The following is a 26,450-nucleotide window of genomic DNA, read 5'->3' on the forward strand; positions in this document are numbered from 1 at the left end:
CATTGCGGATTGCGATTTCTACAGATCGTCGCCTTTGAAAGATACGCCTTCTACCTTTACATTGACTTCAACCACGCGTAATCCGGTCATGGTCTCTACCGCTTCTCTTACATTCTGCTGAAGCATACGGGAAACTTCATGAATCGGGGTTTCGTACAGGACGATGATGCGCAGGTCAATGGCTGCTTCCAGCTGGCCGACCTCAACGCTCACGCCTTTCTGTACGTTTTTACCGCTGAGTCGCTTCGCCCAGCCCTCTGACAATCCTCCAGACATTGCGGCAATTCCGGGTGTTTCCATTGCAGCCATTCCGGCAATTTTTGCAACCACGTCATCGGCAATCCGGATGTTTCCGCTCTCCAGTTGAAGTTGTTCTGCCATGCCACATCCTCCTTCACTTCGTTACTCGTATTTTAAATCCTTTCCACCCCAAAAAGCAAATTAAACTCAAAAAGATGCGTTTACAACCTACCACCATTTGGTTATATTGAAATATGAAAATAATCTCATAAGCGATTTACAGTGTAATTCAAAAACAAAATAATTTATAACCGAGGTGTTTGTTGTGAGAAACCGGATTTCATCCATTTTGCTGATTGCGTTCTTTGCACTCAGTGCCATCGCCCACTACTTGAAATGGGATTCGATTCTACAGTTCGTGATATCAGCCATTTCGGTTATTTTTGTGGCCGGTTTTTTAGGCAAAGCCACCGAAAATGTAGCCCACTACGCCGGACAGCGGCTGGGAGGATTCTTGAATGCCACCTTCGGCAATGCTGCCGAATTGATCATCGCCATTTTCCTCGTCAAAGAGGGACTCTTCGACATGGTCAAAGCTAGTCTGACAGGTTCCATCATTGGAAATCTGCTGTTAGTGCTCGGGTTAAGTATTTTTGCCGGAGGACTCAAGTTCAAAATTCAGAATTATAATGTTTCACTCGCAGGTCTGAATGGTTCCCTGATGATTGTTGCCATCATTGCCCTGTTTATTCCGGCAGTCTTTCTCAATACACATTCCATTACACAGAAAGACACCAATACACTTAGTCTCATCGTGGCCGGATTGCTCATCCTCGCGTATATTGCGTGGTTGCTATTCTCCATGGTGACGCATAAGAACTACCTCGCAGACGTCACTGAGGATCGCGATGAAGAGCTACCTCATGAGCATGCTCCGGCATGGTCCAAGAAAAAATCAATCCTCTATCTGGTGCTCGCAACAGTCATGGTTGCCTTCGTCAGTGAATGGCTGGTCGGCACGCTTGAAGTCTTCACTTCGGAATTTGGACTTAGCGAACTGTTTGTCGGTGCATTCCTTGTGGCCATCATCGGTAATGCGGCCGAACACAGTGCAGCCATCATGCTTGCCATGAAAAATAAAATTGGAGCCGCCGTTGAAATTGCGGTCGGCAGCAGCTTGCAGATCGCACTATTCGTTGCTCCTGTGCTGATTTTTGTCAGCTACTTCACAGGCAGAACCATGGATATCGTATTCACAACGATTGAACTGGTCGCCATCGGCGTATCCGTATTTATTGCGAAGTCCATTACCCAAGATGGTTCAACGAATTGGTACGAAGGTTTACTCCTGCTCGTCGTATATATCATACTCGGTGTATCCTTCTTCCTGGTGTAACCAGGCCCTCACGTAGCCATGATTAAAATAAACAAGCCACAAGAGGCAGCCCCAATATACATTTGGAGCTGTCTCTTTATTTGTATACGCCTTCCGGCTGGCTTTCATCCCAGTCCCGTTCAGGCGCACAAAAAAAGCATGCATAAACGCCTGCATGCCTTCTATTCTGACCCGCGCATTTGCAGGCTATTGCTCATTCTTCTTGTTCAAGGCTTCATATAAAATTGCCAAATTCCGCTCAAGCGCGCTAACCAGCTGCTTACCTGCACCTTCTGGAAGGAGCCCTGCACGAACAGCAAAATCAACTTCTTTGGAGAACCCATACATCTGTGTATCCAATACTTCCTCATAGAGAGGGCAGTAGCGGGTAGCCAGATTCTCCATCTGTACTTCAATAAGCTTCTGTATTTTATCTGCATCTTCTTGAAGAAGACTGATCGCTTTCAAACTCAGCTGGTCCTGCAGATCAGATGAAGTCATGCATTTTTCCCCCCTATGTCCCAAAAATCGCGTAAAGACGTTCTACCTCTAATATTAGACGAAATGAAGAGCTAATACAAGAACCTGACCAAAATAAGCCCGCAAAGTTAAGCCTTTTGTTGAAGCTTAATCCACCTGTTCCAGTCACGTCCAGACGAGTATTCAGATCATTCCATGCCAAAAAACACCCCTGCCAAAAAAGGCAAAGGTGCTTCTTGAGAGCTATTACTCAGATGCGATGCTTACATTCAGTCCATGCTTGGCAAATACTTCTGACATGGCTGCTTTCGCTTCAACTGCATCTGGACCATGAACATGCAGTTCATAGCTGTGCGTGCTGATCAGCGTTGTAAATAATCCGAGAATACTTTTTACATCGATATACTTGTTCTCCGAATGAAGCACGATTGAAGAAGTAAACTTGCCTGCTGTTTGAGCAATTTCTACTACAGCCGCGTTATTACTCGACATAGGAATCCCTCCGTCTTTTTACTATTGGTATCATCTATTAATTACCACTACATGATACCGTGAATCCGCTTTCCTAGCAACAGCAAAATCCTGTTCCTACTTCAAACGGTCCGGATTCAAGCATTCCAGCTCAGGAATGACAAAAATACCGTCTTTACGAATCAGCACATCGTCAAAATAAATCTCCCCGCCGCCATAATCCGGACGCTGGATTAATACGAGATCCCAGTGGATAGACGAGCGGTTGCCATTGTCGGTTTCTTCATACGCCTGACCTGGCGTAAAGTGTAAGCTGCCTGCGATTTTCTCATCAAACAGGATGTCTTTCATCGGATGAAGAATATGCGGGTTAAATCCAATTGCAAATTCACCGATATGACGAGCACCCTCATCCGAATTCAGGATTTCATTCAAACGCTCTGTATCGTTACTTGTCGCTTCAACAATTTTGCCATCCTTGAACGTGAACTTGATATTTTCAAAAGTCACTCCATTGTACAGGGTTGGCGAGTTATAACTAATCGTTCCGTTCACGGAATTGCGCACAGGGGCACTGTACACTTCGCCATCCGGGATATTTTTTTGGCCAGAACATTTCTCTGCACCGATATCTTTAATGGAGAAGCTCAGCTCTGTTCCTGGTCCGGTGATACGAACTTTATCCGTCCGCTTCATCAGGTTAGCAAGCGAGTCCTGCGCTTTGTCCATTTTGGCGTAATCCAGGTTACATACGTCGAAGTAGAAATCTTCGAACGCTTCTGTACTTGTATTGGCGAGTTGCGCCATACTTGCGTTAGGGTAACGCAGTACAACCCATTTCGTATGTTTGACACGTTGTTCACTATGTACCGGGTGGGAGTACAATGAATTGTACATTTTCATTTTTTCTTCCGGCACATCGGACAGATCATTCACATTTTCTCCCGCACGAATACCGATATAACAATCCATCTGTTTCATACGGTTCAGATCAATCTCTGCCCATGTTTTCATCATTTCTTCTGTGGCATTTTTCAGCATCGCACGCTGTACGGTTTTATCAGTCAACTGTACAAAGACGTTACCACCTTTTTTTCCTACCTCTTCAATAATGGCGTTAATCAGATCACGTTCCGATCCAATCATCTCAACCAATACATTTTCACCAGGCTGTACATCTACTGAATAGCCCACCAGGTTTGCTGCAAGCTTTTGAATTCTTGGGTCTTTCATCTTGGTAAAATCCTCCTGTCATCTGCCATACTTGAATTGAACAACGGTAAATTACGATACTATTGTAGCACGCGAACAGTCCTCCCGTCAGCAGGCAGTCCCTCACTTCGTTTATTGATATGACTTGAAGTTAACATCGGTGACAAGGGCTTCTTTGTTACTTTTACGGTTGTTGTCCGTGTAACTCATCTGACTTTCAGAGGATAAGCGAAGAGGCAGACTGCTCTTCCGATCTACCGTGAGATGATATACCGTCTGCACGCTCGCTTGTTTCATCATCTGTTGCATCGTTGTTTCACCCTGTTTCCAAACTTTCTCCAGATCCTTCTCAAGCTTCTCCTTACGCGCCCCTTTCACCGTAGCTGCCTTATGCATATATTCTGCCCGAATGGCGTTCATCTCGTCGTTTAGCTGGGTTACAGCCCATGATTTGGCGTCTTCCGGTGCAAGTTCAATCCGTAATGTTCTGGTTCGACGACCAGCACCATACTCGGATTGAATGGTTTTGTGCATCCCATCGATCTTCTCCAATTGGGCAATTGGATTAAATCGAGAAAGAGACCCACGCAGCGGCTCATGCTGCGCTGACAATGCCATCCATTGCCCTTGTTTCCGCTCGAAAGAGGCGCTAAACCCACTGGGCTGTCCATTATTTTTTACGGCAGTTGTTTGAATGCCTGTCCCCACAGCAGTTACTTCTCCAGGTAATCGGGTCTGAAGGGTCAAACGATCATGATTCTCCAGCTTGCCTTCGAATTTGAACTGATTCTCAAACAGCCCACTGTTTTCCCGTCGAAGTCCTGCCTCTCCTTCAAAACTCAACGTTTCTTTTCCCGCTATCCCCGATAAAGCCAAGGAAAAGACCTCTTCAGGCGTTTGATCTCGCTGGATTAATCCACAACCCGGAACACCAATAATCACGATGCTCACAAATAACCATAATGTACGTACCGAATGGCGGTTAAACATGTCTATCTTCACCCTTCCATGAACTTTCTCCATAGATTGCCCCGCCCGTATACGCTTATACTTCCTTCTATACACATCTTGATTCTCCCATGCACAAAAAAAGAGAACGACTCCGCAATTGGAATTGTTCTCTCTTAACGTGTTACTTCCTGTTCCTCTACAACGATTCTGTTCCGACCACCATTCTTGGCGCTGTACAAAGCCATATCAGCCCGATAAAACAAGGACTCTACACTGACCTTTTCATCCATCCAACTCCACTCTGCGATGCCACTGGATACCGTAACGGGCGGTCTGGTCTCTTCTGCGACTCTCTTTCGAATCACTTCCGCATAATCTAACGCCTGCCTTACACTCACCTGTGGCATATAGATCGCCAGTTCTTCTCCACCCCATCTGGCGCAGACATCCTCCGAGCGAACAGAGCTGGTGACGATCTCACTCACTTGCTTCAATACTTGATCCCCCGTCTGGTGTCCGAATGTGTCATTCACCTGTTTGAACTGATCAATATCCACCACAATGAGGGAGCCACAGAATTCATGAGCCTGTCGCTCGTGAATCACACTGTCCAGATAATGCCTCACGTACAGGCCTGTCAACATATCCAGATTAGCCAAGCGCCGAACCTCGGCATGCAGTGTGGCATTTGACAGGGCAAGCCCGATATGAATAGATAACATCTGCAAGAGCCTATAGTTATCATATGAAAAGTAGTGCTCTCTACTGTGTCCCAGCAAAATGGCACCCTTCACTTCACCATTGACTCTGATCGGTGATGCAATCAGTGACATGGATCCCGTATCTTCCATGAAAAAGGAGGACACTTTATCAAATTGCGCATAATTGGCTATAATAAGCGGTTCCTCTGTTCGATAGACCAAACCTGCGATACCGTAGTCTACAGAAAAGGATCGGTGAAAAACATCTTTCACGTTAGATGACATGACTTCGAAGTCATTGGTACTGTCATTGAGTTGAAGAATGCAACACGTTTCAGCCTGGAATATTTCCTTTAACTCTTGTTCGGATAATTGATAAATCTCTGAAAGATGCAGACTCTTGTTCAACCGCTGTGTAAGATCATTAATTAAACGAAGTTCCTGAATTAACATATTGGATTGTTCATGCAACTTGGCGTTCTCAAAGGCCGTTCCTGCAGTGTCTACCATCATCGTAATCAATTGCAAGTCCGATTCTTCCATAATCTCTTCATTCATTTCGATATGGAACACACCGTATATGCCTTGTTTGCCTTTCAGCGGAATCCCTACATCTACAATGCGGTTCTCTGCATCATGTGAGCGAGCAACGATCAGCTTACCTTCCATAAATGAACGCACACAAATATCTTCTCCTCGCTCGTGGACAAGCAACGGTTTAATCCGTGGATCAGAGTTGCTCTGATCCTGAGACATATACAATTTGATATAAGTGGCCGGGTACAAGTAATCCATACTGTCAAATACCTCATCCAATATGGCCTCGACATCCATTTTGTCATGCATTCGCTGAACAATCTGAAAGAGGATGGACCTCCGGTGTTCCTCACGAGCTGTTTGTTCATGAGCATGTAACAGGTCCGTCATAAATATGTATTCGAATCTTCGGTAAAAGCAGGTGTGATAATGCAATGCCTCAGATTGAACCACAGCTTCAGACGTTTCATATCCATTGGATTCATAGATCACAGCAGTGAATACGGCAAACATATCCTTGTTAGTTCTGGAGAATAAGGGATGTGTTATTATAAGATATTCTCCGTGTTCGCTTGTCCCTTTAAGGGACAGGGCCTGTCTCTTATCCAAACATTCCAATACCAGCCTGCGTGCATTTACGCCCGGATCAGTTTCATGATCGCTATCGTATCCTATGCAATCACCTTCCGTGTTCCACACGCTGTAAAAGGTTGATGGTCTGGCCAGCCTTGAACCCACTCTGGAGTTCCAGTCACTGTATGCCTGCTCTAGCAAGCTGCCCAAATATGAAAAATCAAAAGGTGTGATATCCATTTTTTGCATCCACAACACATGCTCTTCATGAGAACGAGGAGCGGCAAAAGATGCGGAATCGCCCGAACTTCGTGAATTCAAGCTGGCAGGTAAACTTCTTAGATGTTCTAACATGTCAGGCGCTCCTTTGCACCGTTTTTGCATCCACCAGGATGCATTAATCTGCAGACGTTATCGCAAACCTGCAAATTCGTTGCGATAACCTTGTTACATAAAGATGATTTAAAGTTAAGATACAATCTATTTTACTCTGTTTAAACCATTTTTGCATCCATATTTCAGAAAATTGTCCCATTATTTTAGGCCCAATGACCTATCGACAAATTTAGACGTTTTTTTGCTTTTATTCTGCGCTTGACTTTGTTTCTCTTAAACTGTAATATAAATTGTTGATGAAGACTACTAATGGGTCTTTAAATTTGGGCATTACCGGTTGTGTCACCCTCATTCTTTTTGTTGCTTTCAGGACAGCGGCTGAACTTTCCTGATCGTTCTATGCGTGGCCAAGCCCGCATCAACAAATTGGAGCGCAAACAGAGCCCTAATATGAACTTTAACTAAAAAGGAGCTACTTTAAACATGGCACGTTACACTGGTCCTAAATTTAAATTGAGCCGTCGCCTCGGCATTTCCCTTAGCGGAACAGGCAAAGAATTGAAACGTCCTTTCCCTCCAGGTCAGCACGGAGCTAACCAACGCAGAAAAATCAGCAACTACGGTATGCAATTGCAAGAAAAACAAAAATTGCGCCACATGTACGGTTTGGGCGAGAAGCAATTCCGCACACTGTTCTCTAAAGCTCAAAAAATGCAAGGTATTGCCGGTGAGAACTTCATGTTCTTGCTTGAGTGCCGCCTTGACAACCTCGTTTACCGCCTTGGGTTTGCTAACTCCCGCGCTGGAGCGCGTCAGTTGGTAGCACACGGTCACGTAACTGTAAACGGTAAAAAAGTCGATATCGCTTCTTACCAAGTAAGCACTGGCGATGTAATCGGCTTGCGTGAGAAGAGCCGCGCTCTTTCTTCCATTAAAGAAGCTTTGGAAGGCCGTTCGCATCTTCCAGCATACGTTGAATACAACGAAGCAGCTGTAGAAGGTAAATTCATCCGCTTGCCTGAGCGTGCTGAATTGTCCCAAGACATCGATGAAAAACAAATCGTCGAGTTCTACAACCGTTAATCGTTGCAATCACATTAAAGTTTCAACCCAAACAGCTGTCGAGATTTTCTCGACAGCTGTTTTTCTATGCTTTTTTTTAATTATCTTCATTATAGGAACGTAAATAACGATATAAAATATAGACTCCCTTCAGGAGAAGCACACATCCATATATACATCACAAGAATGACATCGAGGGGGATTAAAACATGCATTTTTTTCGCAATCGCAAGCTTGCTGTTAAGCTTGGACTTTTACTCGGGATCGTATTACTCTGTTGTATTGGAGCCCTGATTGCATTTAATACCAAATCCATTTACGACAAAAGCCTCCAGTACGGCGAAACCGTTGCTGGACAGGCAGCAAACCGGGCTACGAATGAGTTTATGACTGACATTAATCAGGTGAAAAACACGTTGGACACCATGAGTACCACGTTATTGGATGCAGCTCAGAACGGATCACTCAACCGTGAAGAAGTCGTCAGACTCCTTGAACAATATCTGAAGAAGGACGAGAAAGTTTTTGGCTTTTATACGGGCTGGGAACCAAATGCCTTCGATGGAAACGATGCGGAGCACATCAACAAAAAAGAATATGATGATGCTACGGGTCGATTCGTTCCATACGTTATACGTGATGGCAACTCCCTGCATTTTGAGCCTATGCCTACTTATGAGGGAAGCGGTGAAACTAGTACTTACTATCAGCATCCAAAGAAAACCAAATCCATCTATTGGTCCGAACCTGTTACCTACACGGTTGGCGGAAAAGAAACACTGCTCGTTTCGATTGTCCTCCCTCTATTAGATGAAAACAAAAATTTTCTAGGCATTGTTGGGGCCGACTTTACCATTGATCGTTTTCAACAAAATATAGCATCACTTAATCCGGATCAGGGTTATGCCATGCTTATTACTAGTGAAGGACAGATTGCTGCACACGGCTCCAAACCGGAGCTGGCTCATGAAGGAGCCGTAATTCCATCTGAAATGAAGACAGTCATTCAGCGTATACAGTCTGGCGAGTCTCAGTTTTACGCTACAGACCCTGAAGTAGGTGAAGAACTATTTATTGCCGAGCCTGCCAGGTTACAAGGAACAGATTCAAACTGGTACCTTGTATCGGCGCTGCCAAAGAGCCATATCCTTCAACCCTTCTATGACAGCTTGAACTGGTCCATACTGATTGCCGCACTGGCAGTACTTCTGCTTGCAGGTGTGGTTACCTACACCATCATCTCCATTGTTAGACAGTTGAATCAAGTTAATATCGTCGCTGGACAGCTGGCTGGCGGAGATTTGACACAAAAGTTACCTGTACGATCCAAAGATGAATTTGGCATCATGGCGGGTCATATGAATCAGATGATGGATACCCTGCGTCATACCATATCGGTTATATCCGAACATGCTTTATCTGTCGGCTCCACCTCTCAACAGTTGACCGCAGGTGCCGAAGAAACAGGTAAAGCCGCCGAACTGATTGCATTAACAGGAGTCGAACTTGCAGATAAAGCAGGTAAACAGGTGCAGGAGCTGCAAGAGTCCTCCCGTTCCATGAATGAAATATCTGCAGGGATCGGAAGAATTGCAAAGGCCGCCTCCGATGTATCCGATTCATCGCGAACTGTGGCCGAACGAACAACCATCGGAACTGATAAGATTCAGTCCGCTATGCGTATGGTCGATAGTGCCACTTCTTCTGTGCAGACGTCGATGACCGCACTGGAGAATTTCCGCCAACGTTCGGAAGAGATTGGCCATATTACAGGCATGATCACGGAAGTTAGCCGTCAAACCAACCTACTTGCACTTAATGCTTCCATTGAAGCATCGCGAGCAGGTGAACACGGGCGCGGGTTCGGTGTTGTTGCTTCCGAGATTCGTAATCTGGCTGAACAATCCAGAGTATCAGCAGCGCAGATTGCAGCGTTAATTCATAGCGTTCAGCAAGAGGTCCTTTCTCTCGTTGAAAATATGGAACATGGAAATGCCGAGGTGAGCCATATAGCGGAAGTGATTAATGAGAGTGGTGAACTATTCCTCTCGATTTCATCACAGATTTCAGATGTTAATGAGCAGATTGAGCATGTCTCAGCCATTGCGCAGCAGATGTCAGCTGGATCACAACAGGTTGATGCCACGTTAGTGCAACTCAAAACCATTGGTCATGAGACAGCAGATCACGCAACTCGTGTCGCCTCTGCCTCTGAAGAACAACTCGCATCCATGGAAGAGATTACGGCGGCATCTGCCTCACTGGCTAATCTTACCCAGGAACTATTAGAGCTGATTCAACGATTCAAAACCTAATGTAGAAGACCTCCATTACGACACATCATTCAGGCCACCCTATGCACCTCAGCATGGAGGTGGCCTGCTTATTATGGCTTACAACTCATGAAATGTGCTTCAATATCGCATGATATATAGCATAATGCATGGCAGAATGGCAAATTTCGACCATTACTTGTATTTCTCAGGCATGCAAACCCGCCTTTTTATGCTATAATAAGTGCTGTTAAAAGGAGGAAGACACTGAATGGTTGATGTTAATAAGAAAAAGCCCGATGAACAGCCTGTACGCAAGCGTAGCTTTGCCCGCAGACTGGGAAGTTTCGTCAAATGGATGGTTGTCCTTGGCTTTATGGGGGCACTATTTGTAGGCGGTGCTTTGATGGGATACGTCAGTTCCATTGTGAAAGACGAGCCTGTCCGTTCAAGGGCCCTGATTGAACAAAAAGTCAGCGAAAACTCCATCACAGGCTTTGCTTACTTTGCCGACGGCAGTCCGATCGGTCAATTACGTACGGAAGAAGACAGGCGTCCGGTCACTACGGACCAGATCCCACAAAAGGTTATTGATGCTGTCGTTTCAATTGAAGACAATCATTTTTACGAACATAAAGGTGTAGACATGAGTGGAACCCTACGTGCCGTGAAACAGAAAGTGCTGAAAGAATCAGTACAAACCGGCGGTAGTACACTGACTCAGCAATTGGCGCGTCGTGTGTTTTTGAATCTGGATCGCACGGAAGATCGGAAAGTGAAAGAAATTTTGCTCTCACTCCGACTCGAACGTTTCCTGACCAAAGACGAGATCATGACTGCCTATCTGAACAAAGTTCCTTTTGGTAATGGTTCCAGCGGATACAACGTTTACGGAATCAAAGCAGCCGCCAAAGGATTGTTCAATATTAACGATCTGGAAAAAATCAACATCGCTCAAGCTGCTTATCTTGCTGGATTGCCACAACTCCCCTCCTCTTACTCCGCTTTTAACGGTAAAGGTGATTTTGTAGAGGAGAATTTTGACCGCGCAATCAACCGTCAGCATCTGGTACTGCGCCGTATGCTTGAATTGGGCAAAATCAATCAGTCCGAGTATGACAAAGCTCTTGCTTTTGATATCAAAAGCGCACTCGCTCCGAAAACCATCAAGGCTTACAACACTTATCCATATCTTATGATGGAAACGGAACGACAAGCTGCACAGATTTTGATGAAACAGTTGAATTCCGACACAGCTGAATCTGCAGACAAAGCTACGGATGCAGCCACACCTCAGAAGGAAAGCAGTGCATTATTAGAGGAAGCTCAGACGCAACTGCGGACAGGTGGATATCGTATATACACGACCATCAACAAAAGCATCTACAAAACGATGCGTACCATTGCGGAAGATGACAGCAATTTCTCAGCAGATGATCCTGTCAAAGGAAAAGAACAAACTGCTGCTATGCTGATTAATCACAAAACCGGTGCAATTCTAGGGATGATTGAGGGACGGGATTTCCAAGATGAACAGATGAACTACGCAACGCAGATGATACGTCAGCCAGGTTCAACGATGAAACCTATAGCCGCTTATCTTCCTGCGCTAGATGAAGGTCTTGTTCAGCCAGCTTCAATTATTGATGACTCACCGATCATTCTCAAAAATGGTCCGAGCGGATACCACATTGCCAAGAATGCCAACAACCGGTATCAGGGACTAGTCACTGCCCGCAGAGCACTGAATTATTCTCTCAATATACCAGCTCTGAAGTTGTTTAATGAAGAAGTGGGGATCGAGAAGGCTTGGACCTTCGCCAAGAAACTGGGGATTACCACCATTCAGAAGGAAGACTATCAGGCTCAGACTGGTGTTCTCGGAGGTCTCCAATACGGTGTAACGGTTGAAGAATTAACCAGTGCCTATGGTGCTATCGCCAATAAGGGTGTATATAACGATTCTTACATGATTAGCAAAATTGTAGATTCCAAAGGAAACATCGTTTATAAACACGATACTGAACCTGTCCAAGCCTTCTCGGAGCAGACAGCATACCTGATGACCGATATGCTGCGGACCGTTATTACAGAAGGAACGGCAGATAAAGTACGTGAAAATTACAAATATTCCAAGAGTGTGCCAATCGTAGGTAAAACGGGTTCCACTCAAAACTACGCAGATGTGTGGTTTGAAGGTTATACACCAGATGTCACACTTGGTGTGTGGGTTGGATACAAACAGCCCGTGAATACGCTGGAAAGTAAATCACAGAGAAAACGTGCGCAGCAACTGTGGTCGAAAATCCTGAACGAAGTGATCGATACGCAAAAAGATCTGTTCGTTACGGATTCGTTCAAAAAACCGTCTGGCATCGAAACGCGCACGGTGTCTGCATACAGTGGCAAGTTGCCAACATCCATGACTGACAAATTTGTTACGGATATTTTCAACAGCAAGTTTGTTCCGAAGGATAGCGATGACGGTGTCTCCAAAGCTAGGTACATTACTTACAATGGTGTAAACTATATTCCGCGTGACGGAACACCTTCGGACATGTTGAAGGAAAAAACAGTAATTAAGCGTAAAAAACCAATCTCGGATCTCATCAAAGAATTGCAAAATGCATTCTCACGTATGAGTCGACATGAGTCACTTGCTTATTATCTTCCTGAAGATGCTGGTGCAGACATGCCAACACAGATTGATCCAAGGACAGATAACGGAAAAGCTCCTGATGCACCAAGCAACGTACGCATCTCAACCTCAGGTGACAGAGCTGTCATTACATTTAATGCCACACCTGAAAATGATGTCGTGGGTTATCGTCTGTACCGTTCTGTAAACGGTGGAGGATTCCAGAACCAGGGTCAGGTTGTCCTGACTGGTGAATCCAGATCATTCTCTGCATATGCAGCGCAAGGCGGTAACTTCGCCTTCTATGTAACGGCAGTGGATGTTGCCGGCAGAGAATCTGCTCCTAGCGCTACAGTAAATAGTGCTGGTGTAGCTCCTCCTGTGGAAGAAGAGATTGATGAACCGATTGAAGTTCCAGGTACAGTCGTTACGCCGGGAGAAACGCAGACCGATAATACAACAACGACAGCCCCAGGCACACCTGGTCAAGTCAGCGTATCTGCCCTCACTCAAGGACTGCGTATTCAATGGGCAGCCAGTCCAAACGCAGATAGTTATACTGTATATTACAGTGAAACAGGCTCGGCTCCTTACACCAAAATTGGAACAACAGCGGGAAATACCATGGATTATGGAGTACCCGCATCGACCAGTGGATGGTTCAAGGTATCTGCCAGCAACAGTGCGGGTGAATCCGAACCTTCTGCAGCCCTACATTTTCAACCCTGATTCAGGCATAGCGTTCCAAAACAAGCCGCATCCTCAGACTGTATCTGAGTGTGCGGCTTTTTATTTGTATTTACAGTAGTCAAAAAGCCTGCTTCATGCCATTGGCATAAAGCAGGCTTTTACAATCCATTTTTTTAAATGGGTAGAGTCACTGTATTTGGCTTCGTAGAGTATTAACTTCTCCCCACTACTCAATGTATCGGTATCGATAGCACCACATTGATGATCCTAGCATTGTCGCGTTAGTCTTCAATGGTGGATAGATCTCCTGTTGGCAGATCAAGCTCCCAGGCTTTCAGGACACGGCGCATGATCTTGCCGGAACGTGTCTTGGGCAGTTTATCCTTAAACTCAATCTCACGCGGAGCAGCGTGGGCAGATAGGCCCTCTTTGACAAAACGATAGATCTCTTCTTTCAGCTCCGGTGTCGCCTCATATCCTTCACGAAGCGCCACAAAGGCCTTGATGATCTCCCCACGTGTCACATCCGGCTTACCGATTACACCCGCCTCAGCTACCGCAGGATGCTCCACGAGCTTGCTCTCCACCTCAAAGGGGCCGATACGCTCGCCTGACGAATTAATCACATCATCAATACGTCCCTGGAACCAGAAATATCCTTCTTCATCCATATAAGCGGAGTCACCGGATACATACCAGCCCGTAAGCCTGAAATACTCCTCGTATTTCACCGGGTTATTCCAGATCTTCGCCATCATGGATGGCCAAGGTGCCCGTATGGCCAGATTACCCATACTGTACGGCGGCAATTCCTGCCCGCGATCATCAATAATTGCTGCTTCGATTCCAGGCAACGGACGTCCCATGGAGCCAGGCTTAATCGGCATTCCGGGATAGTTACAGATCAGCTGTGCACCTGTTTCCGTCATCCACCATGTATCATGAATCCGCTGACCATAGGCTTTCCATCCCCAACGAACAACCTCCGGATTGAGCGGTTCACCAACAGACATGACATGACGCAGACTGCTCAGATCATGCTGGGCAATGGTCTCTTCTCCCGCTCCCATCAGCATACGAAAGGCCGTTGGTGCACTGTACCAGATCGTGACTTTGTTCTTCTGGATGGTGCTGTACCAATCTTGAGGGCTGAAACGCCCACCCCGTATCACATTGGTCACTCCGTTGAGCCATGGAGCAAAGATACCGTAAGAGGTGCCTGTCACCCAACCAGGGTCAGCAGTGCACCAGTACACATCATCCTCGCGTAAATCCAAGACAACCTTACCTGTATAATAGTGCTGAATCATGGCATTTTGAACATGGTACACCCCTTTGGGTTTACCCGTAGAACCTGAGGTATAATGAATAAGCAAACCATCCTCACGATTCAGCCACTCTACTTCCATCTCATCCGAAGCGGCAGACATCTCTGCATCAAAATCGATGAGTCCTTCTTCAGTCTGCGCGCCCCCACCCACAATAAATATATGTTTGAGTTCGGGCAATTCGGTACGTTTGATGCGCTTCAGTAATTCCGGAGTGGTAACCAGTGCTACTGCTCCGCTATCCTCCAGCCGATCCTTCACAGCCGTTTCCATAAAAGCTTCGAACAACGGGCCCGCGATAGCTCCAGCTTTCAATATGCCTAGAAGACTAAAATACAGCTCAGGACTTCGAGGCATAAAAATAAACACTCGTTCCCCTTTGGCTATGCCATATTTGCGGAGAACGTTCCCGAACCGACTCGACTGTTCACTCAGATCAGCAAAAGTATAGGACTCTTCACGTGAAGCATCGCTATACAATAAAGCGGTTTTCCCGCCCCTTCCTTCCAGTACATGACGATCAATCGCTTCATGCGCCATGTTTACTTTTCCGCTGGCGTGCCACGTAAAGTGCCTTTCCACCGATTCCCAATCGAACCGGCTTCTCGCCTCCGTGTAATCGCCCAGATTAGATTCAGACACAACCGTTTGCAGCATCTCACCATGTGCTTGACTCATGCTTGCCAGCCTCCTTCAACTCGACATTTCGATTCCCGTTAGGGGTCACTTCTCATTGCCTTTGTGTTGACTGAACTTCCAGTTAGCGCTTACATTAGTAGAGAGAACTTCTCATCATGTACTTGCTCGGCCAAACAGATGTTAACTATACTGTATTGAATTGTGAACATTTTTTGTCTACGCAATTATAGCAAATCTTTTCAATTGTCGTCTATGGCTTTTCAATTTTTTGGATTTTTGCTATAGCGTTCTTTTTGGAACAACCTCTATAAGTAGGAAAGAGAGGAGCATGAACCATGGAACATATCAAAGAACATCATATGCGTTCCATCTTCAAGTCCGGCCACCGAATTACTGTTGAAGGCCCCGTGCAGGCCGAGGAGATAACCCGTCTTGCCTTCCATCCGGATCTGGATGCCTTTCGGCGCCCAACGGAGCAGCAAGAAGCTCTGGCCGAGATCGCAGCACTACCTGAAGGGCGAATTATCATTGCACACGAAAATGAAACGATTATCGGCTATGTAACCTTTCACTATGCGGATGATTGTGAACGCTGGTCCGAGGGTAATATGACTGATCTGATTGAGCTTGGGGCAATCGAGGTTGCGGACAACTATCGCTCGCTTGGCATTGGACGTGAGATGTTACTTACCGCTCTGGAAGATAAATACATGGAGAACTACATTATTTTCACCACAGAATATTATTGGCATTGGGATCTGAAGGGCAGCGGACTAAACGTATGGGATTATCGCAAAATGATGGAGAGGCTGATGGAAACGATCGACATGACCTGGTATGCAACAGACGACCCCGAAATCTGTTCACATCCTGCGAACTGTTTGATGGTACGTATCGGAAGTCAGGTGCCCATCACATCGGAAGAACAGTTTGATCGGGTACGCTTCCGCCATCGGTTCATGTACTAATTCGATGATCTGTTCGAAAAACGATATACATAACAAAAACCGCCTCTCGCAGCGTTGCTCCATACCTCATGGAACAGCTAATCGAAGGGCGGTTTTTTAAGTTACTACCATTACATATTTTCTAACATATGCTCCACAATACGATGTGAACGCTGCGAAGATTCCACGGTAAATTCAGCAAAGTTAACATGCGCCGAACCATCCGCTTTATCTGACATCCCACGCAGGACAACAAACGGTACTCGATTCATGTAACAGACCTGGGCAACTGCTGCCCCTTCCATCTCGGCACATGCACCGTCCATTTCAGTATATAACATGTTAACCGTATCTTTATTCGCAATAAATTGGTCTCCAGATAACACTTTACCGACCAGGTAATTGGCTCCCTGAGCTTTACACGCTTCTTCAGCCAGTGTAATAAGCGAAGCCTCGGCAGGGAATGCAGATGTCTCCTGGTAAGGAATAACCCCGCGTGCGAACCCCAGTGGCGTTACATCCATGTCGTGCTGAACACATACAGATGATATAACCATATCTCCAATGTTCAACTCCGGGTTAACTGCACCCGCAACACCTGTAAAGATAATGCGATTAACTTGAAAACGATCAATCAAGATCTGCGTTGTAACCGCTGCATTTACTTTACCTACGCCGGATTTGCACACGACAATTTGCTTGCCCAGCCACTCGCCTGCAACGTATGTAATGCCGGTTTGTTTAACCGTCTCAAGCTGCTTCATACCTGCCAGCAAAAGCTCGACTTCCTCATCCATCGCTCCGATAATCCCAATCGTTTCACTCATCTTCTGATACCCCCTGTTTTCATTTTTAAACTAATTCAGCACAAAAGCTCCGTCTCCGGAGCTTTCGCATATCCACTATGTAGAGAGAATGACTTCTCCCTTACTGTATATAATCCCGATTAAACTACATCTGCGTGACTTACAGACAGACGAAGAATCGTTTCATGCGGCAAAATAACCCGTGGGTTCTCCACATTTTCTTTCTTCATCAACTTGGTCAGCAAACGCATCGCTACTGCGCCAAGGTCGTACATTGGCTGAGCCACTGTTGTCAACTGAGGACGCACCATGGAAGCCATACGGATGTTATCCACACTAATAATGGAGAAGTCATCCGGTACTTTCAGACCGTCATCCTGAATGCTGTGAATGGCACCAATGGCCATTTCATCTGTAGCAGCAAAGATAGCTGATGGTTTTTTCTTGAGTCCAAGGAAATATTTCATTGCTTCCACACCGGATTCATATCGATAGTTACCGATTCGAACAAGATCCTCCTGGTATTCAATCCCCGCTGCTTCCAGTGCTTTTTTGTATCCTTGGAAACGGGCATATCCATTCGCCGGATCTTGCAGTGTACCACTGATCATCGCAATTTCCTTGTGTCCATGACGAATCAGGGTGTTTACCGCGTCAAACGCAGCCGCCTCATGGTCAATATCCACTGAAGGGAATGTGCCCTTCTCATCACTTGTTGCACAAAGTACGATCGGCACAGCCGCAGACTGGAACGCCTGAATGTGTTCGTCCGTTACTGTCCCACCCATGAAGAGCAGTCCGTCTACTTGTTTTTCGAGCAACGTGTTAATAACACGAATTTCTTTTTCTTTCTTCTTGTCTGCATTACACAAAATAATATTGTAGTGATACATATTCGCAATATCTTCAATTCCGCGGGCAATCTCCGCGAAGGTTGAGTTCGAAATATCTGGAATAACGACCCCGACCGTGGTTGTCTTCTTACTTGCCAGACCTCTGGCTACCGCATTTGGACGATATCCCAACCGTTCGATGGCTTCATATACTTTTTTCCGCGTTTGCGGTTTGACATTAGGGTTATTATTAACTACCCGTGATACCGTTGCCATAGACACTCCAGCTTCACGTGCCACATCATAAATGGTTACCGTCACAGTACTTCTCTCCATTACCAGTAAATTTTCATACCATTTTCATTAAGATTTATATTACGACAAATTTTTGCATTAATCAATTAAAATAGGCTTTAGGACTCACTCAAAACATTCGTAAGTGTGGTTCTAGTAATATCTGAATGGGAAGTATGCCATACAGGAATTCCCTTTTTAATCAGGATCGCCTGTGGAGATTCGTGCTTAACACCTAGCTTGTCTGCTGCTTCATTGGATACCGGGCGATCTTCCACAACATAGATGATGCCATATTTCACTTGTTCATTAGCATTGTTAAGCAAATAATCGTTCATCTCCTGATAAGCGTTCGAGCTGATCGGACAGCGCGTGCTATGCTTAAACAGAAGCAAGGGTTGATCCTTGGTAGCCTCCACTGCGGAGTTTAGCTGTTCAATACTTGTCATTTTAGTCATGTCAGCCATTAGATATACATCCCCCTTTACCAGGAATACCGCTATGTTGAGCGTTTTCACTCTTCGATATCTTAACAAAAAGTGAGCGAAAAAGCCAATTTTCATGAAAACAAGCATTTTACACGTCAAAATTAGACAGCATTTGAGAAGTACTCCTGCCACACAAATCCGGATAATTGACTTAATCTACGCTCCGTGGTCTCCATCCACGCTGCATCACCAGACTTCGTTGCGTAACCCATAATGTCCAGTAACAGATTGATACGCTCCTCCACTGCTTGCTGCATACGATGTTCCATCTCCCGATCGGTCGCATCCGGCCAGGCCAGCAGTAGCTCATGAAACAGGTCCGCCAGTTCATTACGTTCACCAAAAGATACGTCTTGCTTCACGGGCTGTTCACCCAATGTGTTTATACATTCTGTTAAGTCCGGCTTGACCGGCGGAAGCACTTCATATGATACACAGTCAGTACACGCAAATACGGGTACGTTTCGAATCTCCACTTTTTTGGCGTACACCACTGTTCTTAATTCCAACTCCATTACATGTCCACATCTGCACGACTTGCGCACAACCATCACCTCATTCGTTCTATACTCTATATAAGTACCATTCGACCTATTTCGGCTCAAATCCTGCTATAAACGAAAGGTTGCACAAATTACCACTCCCTCCAGATGAAGGTTGTCGAATGCAGGCAGTTACTGACTTGTAATCGCTTCCTCCAAACTGAATATGCACTTCCATGAAGTCCCTTGGAGAATCTGTTACAATTAAAGACGAAACAGATCTAATCACCGCAAAAAGGAGAGATGGACATGAGATTAACTGGTAAAAAAGTCATCGCTCTGGTCGATGAAGAATTCGAAGATTTGGAATTGTGGTACCCTGTACATCGGGTTCGTGAAGAAGGTGCAGAAGTGCATCTTGCCGGAGAGAAAAAAGGAAAAACCTATATTGGCAAATATGGTGTGCCTGCTGAAGCCGAATACAGTTTCGATGAACTCGACAGTTCAGATTACGATGGCATTCTCGTGCCAGGCGGTTGGGCGCCGGACAAGCTGCGTCGTTATCCCAAAGTACTGGAGCTTGTGAAGGAAATGAATGCAGACCGGAAACCGATTGGACAGATCTGTCATGCGGGCTGGGTGCTGATTTCTGCCAAAATTCTGGACGGAGTTACAGTAACCTCTACACCAGGCATTCGGGATGACATGGAAAATGCAGGTGCCATCTGGAAAGATGAAGCCGTTGTTGTTGATGGACATATCATCTCAGCACGTCGTCCGCCTGACCTTCCCCCTTATGGCAAGGCATTCTGTGATGCACTCGCTGACAAGTAAAAATAACCCCATTGTGCTCTCATGCACAGTGGGGTTATTTTATATAACAAGGTTTGCAACAAATAATTATCACAAATGTAAATATATTAATTTAAAGGTATTTATATCCAGTTTCCCTAATTACGATGCGTTCGAACCACTTTGTTCATCCGGACTTCCCGTGGAGTCATTAAAGACTTGCAGTCGCTCCTCAATATCTCCGCTGGTCCGTAAGGCGAAGCACTTTCGCGCTTCTTCTTTGGCGGTAGATGCTGTTGTGTTCAGCACTCTGTGCTTCACACGTAACAAGGATTGTGGAGACATACTCAAGTGACGAATGCCAAGCTCCAACCAAAGCGGAATGGCACGTTCGTCCCCTGCCATCTCTCCGCACACACTGACATCAATTCCAGCCGTATGAGCCGCATCTGCTGTCGCACGAAGCATCCGCAGAACAGCCGGATGATAGGGGTGATACATATGAGCAATCTGCTCATTCATTCGATCTACTGCCAGTACATATTGAACCAGGTCATTCGTACCAATACTGAAGAAATCAGCTTCCTCTGCGAGCAGATCAGCAATCATCACCGCTGCAGGAACTTCGATCATAATTCCCACCTGAATGTGAGGGTCGTATGATAATCCCCGCTCGTCCAGATCGGACATCGCCTCACGAAGAATCTCATTGGCCTGCTGAAGTTCTTCCACCGAAGAGATCATCGGATACATGATTTTGACATTTCCGGCCGCGCTGGCACGCAGAATGGCTGTAAGCTGTGTTTTGAACAGATCCTTGCGGTCGAGACTAATCCGAATGGCACGGTAACCCAGAAACGGATTGTCTTCCTCCGGCAATTCAAAGTAATCGAGTTGCTTGTCACCACCGATATCCAGTGTACGAATAACAACCGATTGTCCTGCTGTTTTCTCTGCCACAAGACGGTACACCTCATACTGTTCTTGCTCACCAGGGAAAGTTGCACGGTCCATATACAAAAACTCTGTTCGGAACAAGCCCACACCTTTGGCTCCTTGTTTCAAAGCAAGGTCCAATTCCTTCACCGAACTGATATTGGAAGCCAAGTGCAAAACGGCCCCATCTTTGGTTACGGCATCCACGGTAGCAAGGACTTGAAGTTGTTCCTTTTTCTTCAGTTGTTTGCTGCGAAGCATGGTATACCGTTCAATTGTCTTGCGATCCGGGTCTGTAAATACCAAGCCATTGTCACCATCCACCACAAGCATATCCCCTGTCTCTACCGGCATGCCAAGACTCGCTTCCAGACCGGAAACGAGAGGAATGCCAAGGGCACGAGCCATAATCGCAGAATGTGATGTTTTCCCGCCAATCAAGGTCACAATGCCTAGTACATGGGTGGGATTCAGATGCGCCAGTTGAGATGGCGACAGTTCTTTGGCAACGAGTACATACGGCTGGGTATCCGAAGGAAGTGTAATCTCCGGTGCACCGAGCAAATGCTTGAGCAGACGGTTACCCACATCCTTGATGTCAATGGCCCGCTCCTTCATATACTCGTCTTCCAGCAAGTCAAACATCGTGACAAAATGGTCTATGGCTTCTTTGACCGCCACTTCTGCTGCCTTATATTGACGCTCAATAATGCCGCGAATTTCGTTCATGAATACCGGATCTTCTAGGATTGCCAGATGTGCATCAAAGATACTGGACTCCTCTGGACCAACAACTTCCTTGAACTCATTTTTGATATATTCGATCTCATCCTTTGATGTCCGTATGCCCTCATACAGCCGTTCGAACTCTTGGGCGAGATCCACCGAATCCATCTTCTGATCCGGCAGATCCCATTCCCAACTGGGCAGGACAAATGCTTTGCCGATGGCTATGCCTGCAGCTCCGTTGATGCCTTGTATCTTCATTCTACCCCTCCAACGTTCCTGTCATAGAGCACCACGGACATAACGGATGCCTGACCTTTCTTAACTTGCTTAAATGGAGCAAAACTCCATGATTTTACACGATCTGGATTCGTAATTACCATTGGTGTTGTTAGTGACGCCGCTTGCTCGCGGAGTACTGCCAGATCAAACTTGATCAACAACTGCCCCGGCTCCACCGTATCGCCCTCCTGAACAAAAGCTTCAAAATGGCCTTTCAACTGAGAGGTATCGATGCCGATATGCAGTAACACTTCAAGCCCCTCACGGGTAGATATACCCAAGGCATGCATGGTCGGGTACAAGTGCATAATCGTTCCGTACACGGGTGAGACCAGCTCTCCCTTTTCCGGAACAAAGGCTACACCATCACCGACAAGCTTGGCTGCAAAGATCTGATCCGGCACCTCTTCAATCGGGAGCATTTTACCCTGAACGGGGGCACAGAACAGAACCTGTTGCAGATCTCTTTCCAGCAGCTTCGCGATTTCTTCCCGAATCAATTCCGAGTAAGTCCCGAATACCACCTGTACGTTACCGCCACCCAGCTTAATCAGTCCAGCGGACCCCATACTCTTCATGGCACCCGTGTCAATCAGGCGGTCATCATGCACAGTCAGGCGAAGACGTGTAATACATGCTTCAACCTGTACAATGTTACTTTTCCCGCCCAATGCTTCGAGGATTAAAGGTGCCTGATAAGGAATGTTACCTACCCAATCTTCCAGCATGGAGCCCTCTTCACGTCCTGGTGTTGGAATCTTGAACGTACGAATCGCCCATCGGAACAGGAAGTAGTAAACCAGCCCATATAGTATGCCAATCGGAATGAGCTTCCAAGCATTCTCCGATAGATGGAAATTGAGTATGTAATCAATAATACCTGCGGAGTAAGAAAATCCATGCCGGATATCAAGCCAGTAACTAATCCACATGGCAACGCCGGACATCACTGCATGCACGATGAACAGATAAGGTGCTGCGAACAAAAAAGCAAACTCAATCTGTTCCGATACCCCGGTTAGAAAACAAACGAGTGCCGATGTCAGAAAAGTTTTCTTGATTTTTGGTTTCAGATCTTCCCTGGCTTCCTGAATAATAGCAAAGGCTATTGCCGGAATGGCAAACATCATGATGGGAAACAAACCCGCCATAAAGAATCCTGCTGTTGGATCACCTGCAAAAAATCGGGGCAAATCCCCTTGCACAATGTTACCATCAGGCGTTTCAAACGTCCCTAACTGGAACCAAAACACATTGTTAAGCAGGTGATGAAGCCCGAAAGCAACCAGCACCCTGTATAACACCCCGTAGATGAACAGTCCAAAACCCCCGAGACTGTATTCCCAGGTAGCAATGCCGTTCAATCCATGCTGTAGGATCGGAGCGAGCCATAACATAAAACAGGAGAACAATGCCGAACAGAGTCCGACGATGAGCAAAACAAACCTTGAACCTCCAAAAAATTGTAAAATTTCAGGCAGTTTAATGCTTTTAAATCGATTATGCATCCCACCGGCAAGCGCGCCGAGTATGATTCCGATTAAGGAAGCGGGCTGAACGGTGCCATCCCCGAAGTTCCGAGTCACCTGATCATATATCACGATACCAGCCAGAGCAGCAAGTCCCGCTTGTCCGGCCTGGTTGGAGAGTCCCAGTGCTACACCGACAGCGAACAAATACGGTAAGAAATAAAAAATACCGTGTCCGGCCACGGTAGACACTTCACCGACAATATCCAATCCCCAGGCGTCCCAAGGCAGACTGCCAACACTGAGCAAAATTGCGGCTGCGGGCAGGACCATTGTAGGCAGCATTACCGCTCGTCCGAGCTGCTGCAAGGATCCGAGCCAATTCATGGCGACCTCTCCTTTCTATCCTAGATGGTAAGCTTTACGCAACGTTTTGTCAAAGCAAAACAGTAACCAATTGGTAATTAATACGGCAAAAATAGAACAGAAAAAATCCCGTCAACTTCAAGTTAACGGGATTCATCCTATGTTCATTCATTTGGGACAGATCAGGAGATCATTCGATCACAGGTGAACGAGCCTCTCAGCCGCGTCCAGCGCCGCGCAGAACGATGGAATCCTCTACCTTGATACAACGATTCGTTACCGCTGTCATGCCGTTCTCTGCAGCAATCTGGACCGCTTCATCACTATGGATGCCAAGTTGCAGCCACAGCACATTTGCTTTGATGGCAGCGGCGTCACGAGCGACATCCGCGCAAAACTCTTCGCGACGAAATACATTGACAATGTCTACCGGCTCTGGAATATCCGCGAGTGTAGCATATACCGTCTCTCCCAGGATTTCACCTTGCACCTGTGGATTAACCGGGATGATGCGATAACCTCTGCTCTGCATGGCTTCTGCCACCATATAGGAAGTGCGATCTGATTTGTCTGATAAGCCGACGACTGCGATGTTGCCTGCCTTGCGCAAAAGTTGTCCAATTTCTTCACGAGTAGGGTTGTTAAATTCCATGTTCAAGCACCATCCTTTTCTGATTAAAGTGCGTGTTCAAAAAACAGGTTTTCAGTTATTTACTCTTTTACCCATTGAACCGAGGCGCCAAGCGCCTGCAAATGATCGAAATATTGCGGATAAGACTTGGCTACATGGTGTGCATCCCGAATACGAAGCGGCTCCTTGGAACGCAGACCCACAACAGTGAGCGCCATAATTACACGATGATCGTAGTGAGCGTTAATCTCAACGCCGCCTTCAACGCCTTCTGGACGTCCATGTACGATAATCTCAGCTTGACGCTCTTCAACGTTCGCTCCTGCCTTCCGCAGTTCGTTCAAATAATCGGTGATTCGGTCACATTCCTTGTAACGCAGGTTCTCTACATTATAGAACCGTGACGTGCCTTCCGCAAACACAGCTGCGGCTACCATAGCCAAAACGGCGTCCGTCGCGGCATCCCCGTCGAATTCGATCGCTTTCAGTCTGCCATTACCTTGAACATGTACAACATCGTTCTCATGTGTCAATGGCACTTCCATCAAGCGCAGCACGTCAACGATGGCACGTTCACCCTGTTTGCTCTGCTCCATCAGGCGCAGAATCTTCACATCAGACTGTGTAACCGCTGCTGCGGCAAGAACCGCTGCTGAGCCGGGATAATCCCCTTGAACTGTGTAGGTCGTTGGTTGGTAAGCCTGTCCACCTGGTACACGGAAGGACATATAATCATCACTTGCATGGATAACGATACCTGCCTGCTCCAGCACTTCCAGGGTCTGTCCGATAACTACCTTGGACTTCAGGTCATTCAGTACTTCAATGGTGCTGTCTTCTGCAAGCAACGGAGTAACAAACAACAATGCACTCAGATATTGGGAGCTGACGGAGCCTGATACACCAATGTGTCCACCCTTGGCATTGCCACCCTTGATTGTAATCGGCAGGCGTCCTTGTTCATGCTGTACATCTACACCCAATTGACCAAGCGCATCGATCAGGTCATCATGGGGGCGTTTGCCCAGCGAATCCGGGTACGTATTCACAAATGTAACGTCAGGGCAGAGCGCTGTAACACCCATCAGGAAACGAAGTACAGCACCCGCATTCCCTACATTCAATTCACGCACATCACGGGGATGACTGCCAAAACCCTGGATCACAATCTTGCTGTCGTCTTCTTCAAGTACTGCCCCCAGATCGCGAATACATCTGCGCATGGCGTCACTGTCTTCACTGTGTGCCGGGAAATGAATAGTACTTGTGCCTTCTGCCAGCGCAGCAGCCAGCAAATAGCGAGTCGTGTAGTTTTTGGAGGACAGAGCCCCGATTTCCCCGTTCAGAGTGGGGGTTGGTTTAACAATAACGTCCATGGATGAAATTCTCCTTCATTGATTATATTTTGGCCAAATTGACATTCCGTGCATCGCTTGGGTATCATTATAGCGTTAAGTCCATACAGAAAAGAGGACCTGAATATGACACAAATAGCTGAAATTGAAACGTCTGAGCTGCGCCGCCGTTTACAGGCTGGAGAGAAGCTGCAGATGATAGACGTCCGCGAGGACGATGAAGTCGCGCAAGGCATGATCGAAGGAGCCAAGCATATTCCGCTTGGGCAGATTCCGGATCGACTGTCTGAGATTGAGAAATCAGGCGAGATCGTGATCATCTGTCGTAGCGGTTACCGCAGTGAGCGTGCATGTGAATATCTGCAGCAACTGGGATATGAAGGCTGTACAAACATGGTCGGCGGTATGCTTCAGTGGCAACAGGAAGACTAGAGAAACCCGGAGCGAAGCGAAGTCATTTGTAACCTTGTGACTTCTGCTCTGTTCCACTCCTAGAAACGGGCCAATATGGCCCGTTTTGTTATATCTGCCACCACC

General features: G+C 46.4%; 22 protein-coding genes. 7 read left to right on the forward strand and 15 right to left on the reverse strand.

The features are described from left to right. Positions 1 to 18: 18 nt before the first annotated feature. Complete coding sequence (locus MHI52_RS20765; RefSeq protein WP_017687428.1) at positions 19 to 381, reverse strand: Asp23/Gls24 family envelope stress response protein; 363 nt, start codon at positions 379 to 381, stop codon at positions 19 to 21. Between the two features lie 184 nt (positions 382 to 565). On the opposite strand from MHI52_RS20765, the gene cax reads away from it, so the two are divergent. Further along, positions 566 to 1,636: a calcium/proton exchanger gene (gene cax, locus MHI52_RS20770; RefSeq protein ID WP_036674882.1), complete on the forward strand. Its 1,071-nt coding sequence runs from the start codon at positions 566 to 568 to the stop codon at positions 1,634 to 1,636. 186 nt (positions 1,637 to 1,822) lie between these two features. On the opposite strand, the gene MHI52_RS20775 is transcribed toward cax, so the two are convergent. The 5 genes from MHI52_RS20775 to MHI52_RS20795 all read right to left on the reverse strand — a co-directional run bounded on the left by MHI52_RS20775 (position 1,823) and on the right by MHI52_RS20795 (position 6,894). Next, positions 1,823 to 2,116, reverse strand: coding sequence for a YlaN family protein (locus tag MHI52_RS20775; protein WP_036614657.1), 294 nt, complete (start codon positions 2,114 to 2,116; stop codon positions 1,823 to 1,825). Positions 2,117 to 2,341: 225 nt separating this feature from the next. Then, on the reverse strand, positions 2,342 to 2,587 hold the full coding sequence (locus MHI52_RS20780; protein ID WP_036614658.1) for an HPr family phosphocarrier protein: 246 nt from the start codon (positions 2,585 to 2,587) through the stop codon (positions 2,342 to 2,344). A gap of 96 nt (positions 2,588 to 2,683) precedes the next feature. Next, positions 2,684 to 3,799 (reverse strand): aminopeptidase, encoded by a 1,116-nt coding sequence (locus MHI52_RS20785; RefSeq protein WP_076328038.1) that lies wholly within the window; start codon positions 3,797 to 3,799, stop codon positions 2,684 to 2,686. Between the two features lie 111 nt (positions 3,800 to 3,910). Further along, positions 3,911 to 4,801: a hypothetical protein gene (locus MHI52_RS20790; protein ID WP_076250858.1), complete on the reverse strand. Its 891-nt coding sequence runs from the start codon at positions 4,799 to 4,801 to the stop codon at positions 3,911 to 3,913. A 101-nt stretch (positions 4,802 to 4,902) separates the two neighbouring features. Continuing rightward, entirely contained in the window at positions 4,903 to 6,894 is a 1,992-nt protein-coding gene (locus tag MHI52_RS20795) for a sensor domain-containing diguanylate cyclase (RefSeq protein ID WP_340017933.1), read from the reverse strand. 465 nt (positions 6,895 to 7,359) lie between these two features. Here MHI52_RS20795 and rpsD point away from each other — a divergent pair, with 465 nt between their 5' ends. From rpsD to MHI52_RS20810, 3 genes are all read left to right on the forward strand, one after another. Beyond that, positions 7,360 to 7,959: a 30S ribosomal protein S4 gene (rpsD, locus tag MHI52_RS20800; RefSeq protein ID WP_017687421.1), complete on the forward strand. Its 600-nt coding sequence runs from the start codon at positions 7,360 to 7,362 to the stop codon at positions 7,957 to 7,959. Positions 7,960 to 8,147: 188 nt separating this feature from the next. After that, complete coding sequence (locus MHI52_RS20805; RefSeq protein ID WP_101313586.1) at positions 8,148 to 10,253, forward strand: methyl-accepting chemotaxis protein; 2,106 nt, start codon at positions 8,148 to 8,150, stop codon at positions 10,251 to 10,253. Between the two features lie 229 nt (positions 10,254 to 10,482). Next, the gene (locus tag MHI52_RS20810) at positions 10,483 to 13,578 is read left to right on the forward strand and encodes a transglycosylase domain-containing protein (protein WP_405157565.1); all 3,096 of its coding nucleotides are present in this window, start codon (positions 10,483 to 10,485) and stop codon (positions 13,576 to 13,578) included. A 242-nt stretch (positions 13,579 to 13,820) separates the two neighbouring features. On the opposite strand, the gene acsA is transcribed toward MHI52_RS20810, so the two are convergent. Next, entirely contained in the window at positions 13,821 to 15,545 is a 1,725-nt protein-coding gene (acsA, locus tag MHI52_RS20815) for an acetate--CoA ligase (RefSeq protein ID WP_282320803.1), read from the reverse strand. A gap of 296 nt (positions 15,546 to 15,841) precedes the next feature. Between acsA and MHI52_RS20820 the strand changes: the two genes are divergently transcribed. Next, entirely contained in the window at positions 15,842 to 16,474 is a 633-nt protein-coding gene (locus MHI52_RS20820) for a GNAT family N-acetyltransferase (protein WP_282320802.1), read from the forward strand. 110 nt (positions 16,475 to 16,584) lie between these two features. On the opposite strand, the gene MHI52_RS20825 is transcribed toward MHI52_RS20820, so the two are convergent. The 4 genes from MHI52_RS20825 to MHI52_RS20840 form a co-directional block, all read right to left on the reverse strand. Beyond that, the gene (locus tag MHI52_RS20825) at positions 16,585 to 17,280 is read right to left on the reverse strand and encodes a 5'-methylthioadenosine/adenosylhomocysteine nucleosidase (RefSeq protein ID WP_315372257.1); all 696 of its coding nucleotides are present in this window, start codon (positions 17,278 to 17,280) and stop codon (positions 16,585 to 16,587) included. A 119-nt stretch (positions 17,281 to 17,399) separates the two neighbouring features. Further along, positions 17,400 to 18,413, reverse strand: a complete 1,014-nt coding sequence (ccpA, locus tag MHI52_RS20830) for a catabolite control protein A (RefSeq protein WP_036614690.1) — start codon at positions 18,411 to 18,413, stop codon at positions 17,400 to 17,402. A gap of 92 nt (positions 18,414 to 18,505) precedes the next feature. Continuing rightward, positions 18,506 to 18,853 (reverse strand): bacillithiol system redox-active protein YtxJ, encoded by a 348-nt coding sequence (gene ytxJ / locus MHI52_RS20835; protein WP_036674876.1) that lies wholly within the window; start codon positions 18,851 to 18,853, stop codon positions 18,506 to 18,508. Between the two features lie 122 nt (positions 18,854 to 18,975). Further along, entirely contained in the window at positions 18,976 to 19,479 is a 504-nt protein-coding gene (locus MHI52_RS20840) for a hypothetical protein (protein ID WP_179086481.1), read from the reverse strand. A gap of 186 nt (positions 19,480 to 19,665) precedes the next feature. On the opposite strand from MHI52_RS20840, the gene MHI52_RS20845 reads away from it, so the two are divergent. Continuing rightward, a complete protein-coding gene (locus tag MHI52_RS20845) occupies positions 19,666 to 20,190 on the forward strand; it encodes a type 1 glutamine amidotransferase domain-containing protein (protein ID WP_036674874.1) in 525 nt (174 codons plus the stop codon). A gap of 120 nt (positions 20,191 to 20,310) precedes the next feature. Here the strand turns inward: MHI52_RS20845 and ptsP are convergent, their stop codons facing one another. The 4 genes from ptsP to aroA form a co-directional block, all read right to left on the reverse strand. Then, on the reverse strand, positions 20,311 to 22,071 hold the full coding sequence (gene ptsP, locus MHI52_RS20850; protein WP_036674873.1) for a phosphoenolpyruvate--protein phosphotransferase: 1,761 nt from the start codon (positions 22,069 to 22,071) through the stop codon (positions 20,311 to 20,313). Beyond that, positions 22,068 to 23,948 carry a glucose PTS transporter subunit IIA gene (locus tag MHI52_RS20855; RefSeq protein WP_036674872.1) on the reverse strand — a complete coding sequence of 627 codons (1,881 nt, stop codon included), beginning with the start codon at positions 23,946 to 23,948 and terminating at the stop codon, positions 22,068 to 22,070. The genes ptsP and MHI52_RS20855 overlap by 4 nt, the downstream gene beginning before the upstream one ends. A 196-nt stretch (positions 23,949 to 24,144) precedes the next feature. Continuing rightward, positions 24,145 to 24,579 carry a CoA-binding protein gene (locus MHI52_RS20860; protein WP_017687409.1) on the reverse strand — a complete coding sequence of 145 codons (435 nt, stop codon included), beginning with the start codon at positions 24,577 to 24,579 and terminating at the stop codon, positions 24,145 to 24,147. Positions 24,580 to 24,638: 59 nt separating this feature from the next. Next, positions 24,639 to 25,934: a 3-phosphoshikimate 1-carboxyvinyltransferase gene (gene aroA, locus MHI52_RS20865; RefSeq protein ID WP_405157566.1), complete on the reverse strand. Its 1,296-nt coding sequence runs from the start codon at positions 25,932 to 25,934 to the stop codon at positions 24,639 to 24,641. Between the two features lie 105 nt (positions 25,935 to 26,039). On the opposite strand from aroA, the gene MHI52_RS20870 reads away from it, so the two are divergent. Next, the gene (locus tag MHI52_RS20870) at positions 26,040 to 26,345 is read left to right on the forward strand and encodes a rhodanese-like domain-containing protein (protein WP_017687407.1); all 306 of its coding nucleotides are present in this window, start codon (positions 26,040 to 26,042) and stop codon (positions 26,343 to 26,345) included. Positions 26,346 to 26,450 lie beyond the last annotated feature (105 nt).

The sequence above is a fragment of the Paenibacillus sp. FSL H8-0283 genome, assembly GCF_045040675.1.
Taxonomy (GTDB): domain Bacteria; phylum Bacillota; class Bacilli; order Paenibacillales; family Paenibacillaceae; genus Paenibacillus; species Paenibacillus amylolyticus.

What these genes read in the sequence shown, in the direction of transcription:
- MHI52_RS20805 (WP_101313586.1), top strand. Translation starts at nt 8,148, where the DNA reads ATGCATTTTTTTCGCAATCGCAAGCTTGCTGTTAAGCTTGGACTTTTA.
- MHI52_RS20765 (WP_017687428.1), bottom strand. Translation starts at nt 381, where the DNA reads ATGGCAGAACAACTTCAACTGGAGAGCGGAAACATCCGGATTGCCGAT.
- MHI52_RS20855 (WP_036674872.1), bottom strand. Translation starts at nt 23,948, where the DNA reads ATGAATTGGCTCGGATCCTTGCAGCAGCTCGGACGAGCGGTAATGCTG.
- aroA (WP_405157566.1), bottom strand. Translation starts at nt 25,934, where the DNA reads ATGGACGTTATTGTTAAACCAACCCCCACTCTGAACGGGGAAATCGGG.
- MHI52_RS20845 (WP_036674874.1), top strand. Translation starts at nt 19,666, where the DNA reads ATGAGATTAACTGGTAAAAAAGTCATCGCTCTGGTCGATGAAGAATTC.
- MHI52_RS20780 (WP_036614658.1), bottom strand. Translation starts at nt 2,587, where the DNA reads ATGTCGAGTAATAACGCGGCTGTAGTAGAAATTGCTCAAACAGCAGGC.
- acsA (WP_282320803.1), bottom strand. Translation starts at nt 15,545, where the DNA reads ATGAGTCAAGCACATGGTGAGATGCTGCAAACGGTTGTGTCTGAATCT.
- MHI52_RS20810 (WP_405157565.1), top strand. Translation starts at nt 10,483, where the DNA reads ATGGTTGATGTTAATAAGAAAAAGCCCGATGAACAGCCTGTACGCAAG.
- rpsD (WP_017687421.1), top strand. Translation starts at nt 7,360, where the DNA reads ATGGCACGTTACACTGGTCCTAAATTTAAATTGAGCCGTCGCCTCGGC.
- MHI52_RS20795 (WP_340017933.1), bottom strand. Translation starts at nt 6,894, where the DNA reads ATGTTAGAACATCTAAGAAGTTTACCTGCCAGCTTGAATTCACGAAGT.
- MHI52_RS20820 (WP_282320802.1), top strand. Translation starts at nt 15,842, where the DNA reads ATGGAACATATCAAAGAACATCATATGCGTTCCATCTTCAAGTCCGGC.
- MHI52_RS20790 (WP_076250858.1), bottom strand. Translation starts at nt 4,801, where the DNA reads ATGGAGAAAGTTCATGGAAGGGTGAAGATAGACATGTTTAACCGCCAT.
- MHI52_RS20860 (WP_017687409.1), bottom strand. Translation starts at nt 24,579, where the DNA reads ATGGAATTTAACAACCCTACTCGTGAAGAAATTGGACAACTTTTGCGC.
- MHI52_RS20870 (WP_017687407.1), top strand. Translation starts at nt 26,040, where the DNA reads ATGACACAAATAGCTGAAATTGAAACGTCTGAGCTGCGCCGCCGTTTA.
- MHI52_RS20825 (WP_315372257.1), bottom strand. Translation starts at nt 17,280, where the DNA reads ATGAGTGAAACGATTGGGATTATCGGAGCGATGGATGAGGAAGTCGAG.
- ytxJ (WP_036674876.1), bottom strand. Translation starts at nt 18,853, where the DNA reads ATGGCTGACATGACTAAAATGACAAGTATTGAACAGCTAAACTCCGCA.
- ptsP (WP_036674873.1), bottom strand. Translation starts at nt 22,071, where the DNA reads ATGAAGATACAAGGCATCAACGGAGCTGCAGGCATAGCCATCGGCAAA.
- MHI52_RS20775 (WP_036614657.1), bottom strand. Translation starts at nt 2,116, where the DNA reads ATGACTTCATCTGATCTGCAGGACCAGCTGAGTTTGAAAGCGATCAGT.
- MHI52_RS20785 (WP_076328038.1), bottom strand. Translation starts at nt 3,799, where the DNA reads ATGAAAGACCCAAGAATTCAAAAGCTTGCAGCAAACCTGGTGGGCTAT.